The 2,871-nt window shown below is 69.8% G+C and carries 2 protein-coding genes; one reads left to right on the forward strand and one right to left on the reverse strand.

The annotated features are described in order from the left end of the window. On the forward strand, nt 1–1,898 hold a 1,898-nt coding region (gene recG / locus Q8Q85_01890; GenBank protein MDP3772996.1), incomplete at its 5' end, for an ATP-dependent DNA helicase RecG. A 163-nt stretch (nt 1,899–2,061) separates the two neighbouring features. Here recG and Q8Q85_01895 read toward each other — a convergent pair. Continuing rightward, nucleotides 2,062–2,871: hypothetical protein (locus tag Q8Q85_01895; protein MDP3772997.1), on the reverse strand; the 810-nt coding region annotated here is incomplete at its 5' end.

The raw sequence follows: 2,871 nt of genomic DNA on the forward strand, positions 1-2,871 counted from the left end.
TGACGGTCGTGGGCCGCGTCATCTCGACCGCCGTGATCCCCACGCGCCGGGGACTTCGCGTCTTCCAGTGCGTCCTCCAGGACGAGAGCGGGATGCTGGAGTGTGGGTGGCCGGGGAGGCCGTTCCTGGAGCGCAGCATCACCAAGGGCATGCTGCTCCTCGCCACCGGGCCGATGAAGCACTTCCACGGCAAGCAGCTCCAGCCGCGCGAGTGGATCGTCCTGGGCGGCGAAGAGGAGCAGGCTCCCGCCCGCGGGATCGTCCTGCCGGTGTATCCGGTCACTGAGGGTCTCACGGTCCGACAGATGCGGACGCTCTACGAGAACCACCTCGGCGCGTTGCTGCCGCTGGTGGCCGAGGAGCTGCCGGCCGCTTGGCGTCAGGCCGCGGCCGTGACGTCGCTGCCGGAGGCGCTCCGGATGGTGCACCGGCCGTCGAGGATCGAAGAGGCGGAGGAGGGAAGGCGGCGCCTCGCCTTCGAGGAGCTGGTGCTGCTCCAGCTGGTGTTGGCCCGCGCGCGCTGGCTGGCCAAGCGCTCGCGCGCCGGGATCAGCTTCGAGGTGAGGAAAGACCTGACCACGAGGCTGCGCGAGAACCTCCCGTTCGACCTGACCAAGGCGCAGAAGCGCTGCATCAAGGAGATCGTAGCCGATCAGACGTCGGCGACGAGGATGCACCGGTTGCTCCAGGGCGACGTCGGTTCGGGCAAGACGGTCGTGGCGCTGTTCGCGATGCTCCTCGCGGTGGAGAACGGCTACCAGGCGGCGATGATGGCGCCGACCGAGATGCTCGCCGAGCAGCATGCGGCGACGCTCCAGAAGCTGCTCGCGCCGCTGGGCATGGTGCCCGAGCTGCTGATCGGCCGGCTGGCGGCGGGGGAGAAGGCGGCGATTCGCGAGCGCCTTGCCAGCGGCGCCTCGCCGCTCGTGGTCGGGACCCACGCGCTCATACAGGAGGACGTGGCCTTCCGGAAGCTCGGCCTGGCGGTGATCGACGAGCAGCACCGGTTCGGCGTGGCGCAGCGGGCGCTCCTGGCGCAGAAGAACGCCGAGCAGGGACCGGACGTGCTCCTTCTCTCGGCGACGCCGATCCCGCGCACGCTGGCGCTCGCGATGTACGGCGATCTCGACGTTTCGCAGCTCGACGAGCTGCCGCCGGGACGCGGGAAGGTCCGCACCGCGATCCGTGAGGATCGCTCGCGCGCGAGCGTGTACGACTTCATGCGCAGCGAGATGGCGGCCGGCCGCCAGGTGTACGTCGTCTATCCGGTGATCGACGAGACCGAGAAGCTGGACCTCAAGGCGGCCTCGAAGATGGCGGAGCTGCTGGCCAAAGAGGTGTTCCCCGAGTTCGGCGTCGGGCTGGTGCACGGCCGCCTGCCCGCCGACGAGCGCGACCGGGTGATGCGGCGGTTCCGCGCCAACGAAGTTCACGTCCTCGTGGCGACGACGGTCATCGAGGTCGGGATCGACGTGCCTAACGCGACGGTGATGGTGATCGAGCATCCGGAGCGTTTCGGGCTCGCGCAGCTGCACCAGCTCCGCGGGCGCATCGGCCGCGGGGCGTCGGAGAGCCACTGTATCCTGCTGCCGGGAGGAGGGAGCCGCGAGCGACTTAAGCGGTTCGCCGAAACGCTCGACGGGTTCAAGATCGCGGAGCTGGACCTGGCGGAGCGCGGGCACGGGGAGCTGGTCGGGGCGAAGCAGGCGGGGCCGGTGGCGCTGCGCTACGCGGACTTCTCCAAGGACGGGGACCTGCTCGCGACGGCCCACCGGTTGGCGCGGGAGACGGTCGCGGCGGACCCGACGCTCTCGGCCCGGGGGCTCCAGCCCGTCGTAGCGGAGATCGGGCGGCGGTTCGAGCGGGGATTGGAGCTGTTTCGGGCGATTCCGGGGTAGGACTCACGCCCGCGACGTGACCGCGGTCTCTTGCCCATATCCCCAGTCTAGCTACTTCCCCCGGAAGAATGGGGATTGAGAGGGAGCGGCGCGAGTCGTAGCTCGCCGACTCGGCGATTGGTGCAGGTGGATACGCCTCCAGGTGTTCTGGTTTCCTACATCATCACCGGCTGGCGCGATGTTGCTGGTGTGACGCGCTCGCGGTAGCTGCTTTTCTCGCGAGAGTGTCGAGGTTGTAGGCGAGCACGGCCCAGCCCTCCCAGATCTGCGCTCCGGTAGTGCCGCGCAGGCGACTGCGTCCCGCCCCGAACTCCCGCTTGAGGTGGGCAATGCGCCCCTCGTTGCCGACCCGGTAGCGGGCGAGTCGGCGTCGGGTGCGCCGCGACCCGGGGTGAGGCGTGCCGACGATGAAGGTGTCGGCGCCCACCCGGCTCAAGGCCTGCTGGGTGCTCTCGGGGTGGAAGCCGGCATCGAAGGCGGCCTCCCGCAGCGAGATCTTCAGGTGCTCGAGTTCGGCCATGGTCTCGGGCAGCAGCGTGTTCTCGTTCGTCGAGCCCGGTCGCAGTTTCGGCGGTAGAATCAAGCCGCGCGCTCCGCGCCGCGTGTGCTCGGTCACTTCGGCCACCTGAACCACATAGCCGAACTCGTTCGGTCGCGCCCGCTTGCCGCGACGCACCGGTCGTGCATCGGGGTCGGCGAAGGAAACCACGCGGTCTGCGATCTTCTCGTCGGCAAAGCGCTGACGAATCTGTGCCACCACGCGCTCGGCGAGCGTTACGGTCTCTGCCAGGCCTTCGAGCGCCTGACGCTGAGCCTGCGTCGCGATGTCTCGCACCCGCGCGCGGGCAGCCTCGAGCACACGCTTGGCTTCGCGCACACTCGCGCGCACCTGCGTGGCCGCCTCCTCGGTGAAGCGCTGCACCGCGCTCGCGGCCTCCCCGGTGCGCCGGCGCAGCGAGCGCCCCAGAGCGCG

The sequence above is a fragment of the Gemmatimonadales bacterium genome (genome assembly GCA_030697825.1).
Taxonomy (GTDB): domain Bacteria; phylum Gemmatimonadota; class Gemmatimonadetes; order Gemmatimonadales; family JACORV01; genus JACORV01.